4 protein-coding genes are annotated in these 7,056 nt (G+C 56.8%); 3 read left to right on the top strand and 1 reads right to left on the bottom strand.

Annotation, left to right across the window (positions count from 1 at the left end):
• Positions 1-35: 35 nt before the first annotated feature.
• From AC6F7T_RS09130 to AC6F7T_RS09140, 3 genes are all read left to right on the top strand, one after another.
• Positions 36-2,987: an insulinase family protein gene (locus AC6F7T_RS09130; RefSeq protein ID WP_500718077.1), complete on the top strand. Its 2,952-nt coding sequence runs from the start codon at positions 36-38 to the stop codon at positions 2,985-2,987.
• The gene (rlmKL, locus tag AC6F7T_RS09135) at positions 2,984-5,164 is read left to right on the top strand and encodes a bifunctional 23S rRNA (guanine(2069)-N(7))-methyltransferase RlmK/23S rRNA (guanine(2445)-N(2))-methyltransferase RlmL (RefSeq protein WP_500718080.1); all 2,181 of its coding nucleotides are present in this window, start codon (positions 2,984-2,986) and stop codon (positions 5,162-5,164) included. The genes AC6F7T_RS09130 and rlmKL overlap by 4 nt, the downstream gene beginning before the upstream one ends.
• Before the next feature lie 155 nt (positions 5,165-5,319).
• Positions 5,320-5,730, top strand: a complete 411-nt coding sequence (locus AC6F7T_RS09140; RefSeq protein ID WP_500718082.1) for an HIT domain-containing protein — start codon at positions 5,320-5,322, stop codon at positions 5,728-5,730.
• Positions 5,731-5,735: 5 nt separating this feature from the next.
• Here AC6F7T_RS09140 and ettA read toward each other — a convergent pair.
• Positions 5,736-7,056, bottom strand: a 1,321-nt coding sequence (gene ettA, locus AC6F7T_RS09145; protein ID WP_500718085.1) for an energy-dependent translational throttle protein EttA, incomplete at its 5' end; no start/stop codon positions are given.

Genomic DNA, 7,056 nt, shown 5'->3' on the forward strand with positions numbered 1-7,056 from the left:
GCACACTGAAACCATCAACAAAGAGGTTAGTTTTTATGCAACAACACGATTTTACCCCCGGTCAGCAGTTTCATGGATTTGTTGTCGACCAGGTTGATGATTTGCCCGATGTCAATGCAACCATGGTGCGCTTGAGCCATGAGAAAACCGGTGCGCGTTTTATGCATCTGGTGCGCGATGATGACAATACGCTGTTTGGCGTCGGCTTTCGTACCCCGCCGGATGATTCGACCGGCGTGGCGCATATCCTGGAGCACACGGTGCTGTGCGGTTCGGAGCGTTTTCCGGTGCGCGATCCGTTTTTCTCCATGCTCAAGCGCAGCCTCAACAGTTTCATGAACGCCATGACCGCCAGTGACTGGACCCTCTACCCGTTCTCCAGCATGAACCGCAAGGATTTTCATAACCTGCTGGATATTTATCTGGATGCGGCCTTTTTCCCGCGTTTGCTCGAACGGGACTTCCGCCAGGAAGGGCATCGTCTGGAATTCGCCGAAATGGATAACCCCTCATCAGCGCTGGAATATAAGGGGGTGGTCTACAACGAAATGAAGGGGGCCATGTCCGACCCCTCGTCCCTGTTAGGCCGGCGCCTGACCCGTCATCTCTACCCAACCACCACCTATCGTCACAATTCCGGCGGTGAGCCGGAAGACATCCCGACCCTGACCTGGCAGCAGCTGCGCGACTTCCATGCGCGTTATTATCATCCGAGCAATGCCTGGTTTTTCAGTTACGGCAACCTTGATCTGGCTGAACTGCTGGGTATTATCGAAGACCGGGTGCTGCAGCGTTTTGAGCGGATTGATCCCGACAGTGAAGTGCCGCTGGAGCAGCACCTGCCAGAGCCTATCAAGGTGAGCGAGTTTTATCCCCTTGATCCGGGCGAACCCCTGGAAAAACGTACAATGGTACAATTAGCGTGGCTGACGGTCGATATCAATGACAGTTATGAGCGCTTGTCGTTGAATCTGTTGTCCGCACTGTTGTTGGGAACACCGGCCGCTCCTTTGTACAAGGCGTTGCTGGATTCGGGTCTGGGTGCCAATCTGACCCCGGCCACCGGTTATCACGATGATTACCGTAATACCTTCTTTTCGGTCGGGTTGCAGGGCACCGAGCCACAGCATTGCCAGGCGATTGAAAAACTGATTATTGAAACCCTGGAGCAGGTGGCACGGACAGGGTTTGCTGCCGAGCGGATAGAGGCAGCTATCCATCGCCTTGAGTTTTCAACCCGCGAGGTAAGCGGCGATTCTTACCCGTATTCCCTGTTATTGCTGATGCGCTTGTTCGGCCCCTGGCTGCACGGTGGCGATCCGCTGGATGTGCTGAATTTTTCCGAGCAGTTGGGGCGGTTACGTAAGGAAGTGGAACAGGGTGGTTTTTTCGAGGGGCTGATGCGTAAATGGCTACTTGATAACCCCCACCGCATCACCCTGGTGTTACAGCCCGATGTTGACATGGGGGCGCGTCAGGAAGCGGCGATCCGTGCCACTCTTGATGCCAGGCAGCAGCAGTTCACCGAAGAAGATCGGCAGAGTTTGGTGGCAGAAGCTAAACAGCTTAAAGATGCGCAGGAAGCACCGGAGGATTTGTCCTGTCTGCCGACCTTGACCCTTGCTGACATCCCGGCGCAGGAAACGCCGGTGACCGTCCGAAAAGTTGACCACAGTCAGGTCGCTACCTACTGGTTCGATCAGCCGACCAACGGCATCGGCTATGTGACCCTGAATTTTTCCATCGCCGGATTGACCGCAGAACAGTTGAACTATCTGCCGGTGTTCAGCAGCCTGCTCACCCAGATAGGTGCCGGCGGACGCACTTATCTGGAAATGGCTGAAGCGATGGAAGCGGTTACCGGCGGCATTTCCGCACGGACATCACTGCTCGATGATCCTGCCGATCTTGATCAGTTTGACGTCGGTTTTGAACTTAAAGGCAAAGCCCTGATCCGCAATGCTGTACCGCTGTTTGGGCTGTTGCAGGACTTTGTGCTGACGCCTGACTTTTCTGACTTGAATCATTTGCATAAGGTTCTTGGTCAGATGCAGGTCTCGATGGAAAACTCGGTGCCGCAATCCGGGCATACCTATGCCGCTCGCATGGCCGCCGCCGGGCTTTCTTCCGCCGCGAAACGGCGCGAACAATGGTCGGGATTGTCGCAGATTGCGCTGGTGCGTGAGTTGGCCGCTAAATCAATTGATGACCTGGGCGAGTTGGCTGCGATGCTGACGTCGATTGCCCAATCCCTGTTTAGCCCGGCGCGGCTGCAGGTGGCCGTCGCCGTCGAAGAACAGCATTTTTCCTGTTTCGAAGGTGCTCTGGCGACACTGTTGGAGGGCTTGAGTTGCTCCGCGCAGGTAGCCCCTGCGGCACGTCAACCTTTTAATCGGCAACCGGGGCGCCACGGTCTGGTCTGGTCCCTGCCGGTACAGTATGTCGCCCGCGTGTTTAAAACCGTCCCCTACAGTGATCCTGACAGCGCACCATTGACGGTGCTGGCGCGTCTGCTGCGAGCGGAGTTTCTTCATCGGGAAATCCGTGAGAAGGGGGGGGCTTATGGTGGTATGGCCGGCCACAACAGTGGCGCCGGCTTGTTCAGCCTCATGTCCTATCGTGATCCGCACCTGGAGCGTACCCTGCAGGTGTTTGATGACGCCATTGACTGGGTCATCCGTGGTCAATTCGATCCTGTTTCCGTCGAAGAGGCGATTCTGGCGGTGTTCAGTGATCTCGATAAACCTCTGTCGCCGGCTGGTCTGGCCGCCAACGAATTTGCCTGTTTACGCCGGGGGATTACGCTGGACATGCGAAACGGCTTCCGCCGGCAACTGCTCAAGGTTGATGCCTCTGCCCTGATCCAGGTTGCCAAACGCTACCTGCAAGACGGCGAGAGCGCCGTGGCGGTATTGGCGGGTGAGTCGGCACTGAAGCGGGCGAATGAAAACTTAGGGGACAAGGGGCTGGACATCCGCCGCATATGAACATTATGAACAATAAAAATCACCCTTTATTTATTACCGCCGCCCTCGGACTTGAACCACTGCTGGTTGAGGAGTTGATCAGCCTTGGATTGATTGGGGTCAAGCAGCAACGGGCCGGGGTCAGTTGTCAAGGGAGCCTGGCGGATGCCTATCGGATCTGTATGTGGTCGCGCCTGGCCAGTCGGGTCTTGCTGCCGCTGGCGCAGTTTGCTGCGAATGATCCCGATGAACTATATGCCGGGGTCCAGGGCGTCGACTGGTCGGAGCATATGGATGCGGATTCGACCCTGGCGATCGATTGTGCCATCAGTAAATCGCAGATAAATCACTCGCGCTATGCCGAACAGAAAACCAAGGACGCTATCGTCGATCAATTCCGGGTCCGCACCGGGGCACGTCCATCTGTGAGCCTCGAGCGCCCTGACGTTCGCCTGAATCTCTATCTCTATCAGGATCAGGCAAGTTTGAGCCTTGATCTGTCTGGTGAAAGTTTGCACCGTCGAGGCTACCGCATAGACGGCGTCCATGCTCCGCTGAAGGAAAACCTCGCTGCCGGGATGCTGCTGCGTTGCGGTTGGCCGCAGATTTGCGCAGCCGGCGGTGGTCTGGTGGATCCCCTCTGCGGTTCCGGTACGCTGCCGTTGGAAGCGGCGCTGATGGCCACCAACACGGCTCCGGGGCTGTTGCGCAGCTACTACGGGTTTTTGGGATGGAAACAGCACAACGCCAGCGTCTGGCAGGAGGTGCGACAGGCTGCCGATGAGAAACATCTGGTCGGCGTCGGCACGCTGAAGGTGCCGATTGTCGGTTATGATGCCGATCCACGGGCGATTCGTGCGGCCTGGGATCATGCCCGCCAGGCGGGGATGGACAAGCTGATTCATTTTGAGCGTCGCCGTCTGGAGGAATTTATTCCCCCGGCCGGCGTTCGCAGCGGCCTGTTGATTGCCAATCCCCCCTACGGCGAGCGTCTCGGCAACAGCGCTGAGCTGACGCCTCTGTACAACCAGCTTGGTCAGGTCATGGCGCAGCAGTGCCGGGGGTGGCACGGCGGGGTGATTACCAGTGAGAAGGAATTGGGCCGTGCCATCGGCCTGCGCGCCGACAAGATTCATGTGCTCTATAACGGCGCGTTGAAATGTCAGCTCCTGCAGTTTGTTTTAAGTGCAGACAATCACTGGCAATCCCTGACCGAGAAGGCGCAACGGGTGGCACAGAAGCCCCTGTCTGCCGGTGCCGAGATGTTTGCCAACCGCTTGCGTAAAAACCTGAAGAAACTTGGCAAGTGGGCCCAGCGTGAAGGGATCGATTGCTACCGCTTATACGATGCCGATCTGCCGGAATACGCGGTAGCGGTGGATCTTTATGGTGACGAGGTGCATCTGCAGGAATATCGCGCGCCGAGCAGCATCGACGCGGACAAGGCCGCCGAGCGCATCCGCGATGTTCTTGTCGCCCTGCCGCGGGTACTGGACATTACCCCGGATCAGATTCATCTGAAAGTCCGCCGGCAGCAAAAGGGTAGCGACCAGTACGAAAAGCAGGCCCGCCGCGGGATATTGAAAGAGGTGCACGAAGGCAACTGCCGTTTTCTGGTGAATTTGACCGATTATCTCGATACCGGGCTGTTTCTCGATCACCGCCTGACGCGCCGGAAAATACAGTCCATGGCGGCCGGCAAGCGTTTTCTCAACCTCTTTGGTTATACCGGCGCTGCGACGGTTCACGCCCTTAAAGGAGGTGCCTCGGCGACGACAACGGTCGATATGTCGCGCACCTATCTTGACTGGGCGCGCAGGAACGTCGAACTGAATGGTTTTGCCGGCAACCGGCAGGAGTTTGTTCAGGCCGACTGCCTGGCCTGGCTTGAACAGGCGCAGACTCGGTGCGTTGGAGCCTTTGATCTGATCTTTCTCGATCCGCCGTCCTTCTCCAATTCAAAATCGATGGCGACAACCCTTGATGTGCAGCGTGACCATGTTGACTTGCTGCGCCATACCTTGAGGTTGCTGGCTGATGAGGGACAACTGATTTTTTCTACCAACCTGCGCACTTTCCAGATGGCGGGCGCGGCTTTTGACGATCTTTCCCTGGAAAACATCACAGCTGCGACCCTGCCTGCGGATTTCGCTCGTAATCCACGGATTCACCAGTGCTGGTTGATTAAACGAATCTGAACAATACTTATTGCTTCGGAGGTTAATCAATCAACAGGGCGTCAATCCCGCGCAGGCCGGAATCCAGGGTTTCCAACCTGTAACAGCCGGTCACTTCCGACAGCAGCCCTCGGGGAGGACAGGCTGTTTATTTGCCGCACCATAAAGGACATTCCATGTTCAAACTCGATGAGCGTTTGCAGCGCGATACCTTTCCGGTTGCAAGCCTGCCCTTGTGTGAGCTGTTGCTGTCGAACAACGCCCATTACCCCTGGTTAATCCTGGTACCCAGACGTGAGGGTATCACTGAAATTCATCAACTAGACCATGCCGACCGTGATCAGTTATGGCGCGAGAGTCATCAGCTATCAGTGTGGATGGCGGACCACTTGCAGTTTGATAAGCTGAATGTCGGCGCATTGGGTAATGTGGTCAGCCAGTTACACCTGCACCATGTCGGTCGACGAAAAGATGACCCGGCCTGGCCGGGACCGGTGTGGGGGCATGGCGCAACCATCAGTTACTTGCCGGAGCAGGTTGAAGAAATAAAGTCGGCTTTTCCGTGGACAACCGCTTTTGTTGGCTGAATTTGTTATTGCCGGGTCAAACTACGATACCTGATCCGGTGTGGCTGATCGGCTTCCTTGCCGAGGCGACGTTTGCGGTCGGCTTCGTAATCGGAATAGTTCCCCTCAAACCACACCACCTGTGAATCCCCTTCAAATGCGAGAATATGGGTGGCGATGCGGTCTAAAAACCAGCGATCGTGGCTGATGATGACCGCACAACCGGCAAAGTTCTCCAGTCCTTCTTCCAATGCCCGCAGGGTGTTGACATCGAGATCGTTGGTTGGTTCGTCCAGCAGCAGAACGTTGGCCTCTTCGCGCAGCATCTTGGCCAGATGAACACGGTTACGTTCACCGCCGGAGAGTACGCCGACCTTTTTCTGCTGATCCGAGCCGGAGAAGTTAAAGCGGGCGACATAAGCGCGGGAATTGACCGAAACGCCACCCATCTGGATAATATCCTGACCATCGCAGACCTCTTCCCAGATGGTTTTGTCAGGGTTGAGTTTCCGGCTCTGGTCGACATAGCCCAGACGTACTGATTCGCCGACCTTGAAGCTGCCGCTGTCGGGCTGTTCTTCGCCGATAATCATCTTGAACAGGGTTGATTTGCCGGCGCCGTTGGGGCCGATGACGCCGACAATGCCGCCGGGCGGCAGACGGAGGCTCAAATTGTCGATGAGCAGGCGCTCGCCGAAGCCTTTACTGATCTGCTGTGCTTCAACCACCACATCACCCAGGCGCGGGCCCGGCGGAATATACAGTTCCAGTTGTTTTTCCTTCTCCATGGCAGCATTGCCGAGGAGTTTTTCATAGGAGGTGATGCGCGCCTTGGCTTTAGCCTGACGCCCTTTGGGCGACATGCGGATCCACTCAAGCTCGCGTTGCAGGGTCTGCTGACGCTTGCTCTCAGATTTTTCCTCGCGCCGCAGGCGTTCCTGCTTCTGCTCCAGCCAGCTCGAGTAGTTGCCTTTCCACGGAATGCCGTGGCCGCGGTCGAGCTCGAGGATCCAGCCGGCGACATTGTCAAGAAAATAGCGGTCGTGAGTGACAGCGATTACCGTGCCCTGGTAGCGCTGCAGGTGCTGCTCGAGCCAGTTGACGGTTTCCGCATCAAGATGGTTGGTCGGTTCATCCAGCAGCAGAATATCAGGTTTTTGTAACAGCAGACGGCATAAGGCGACGCGGCGTTTCTCACCGCCGGAGAGGAGCTTGATCGAGGTCTCCGGGGGCGGGCAACGCAGGGCTTCCTCCGCCAGTTCCAGGCGCGAGTCGAGCTCCCAGGCATCGGCGGCATCAAGTTGATCCTGCACCTTGGCCTGGCGTTCGAGCAGTTTGTCCATGTCG

The organism is Pelovirga sp. (assembly GCF_059864205.1).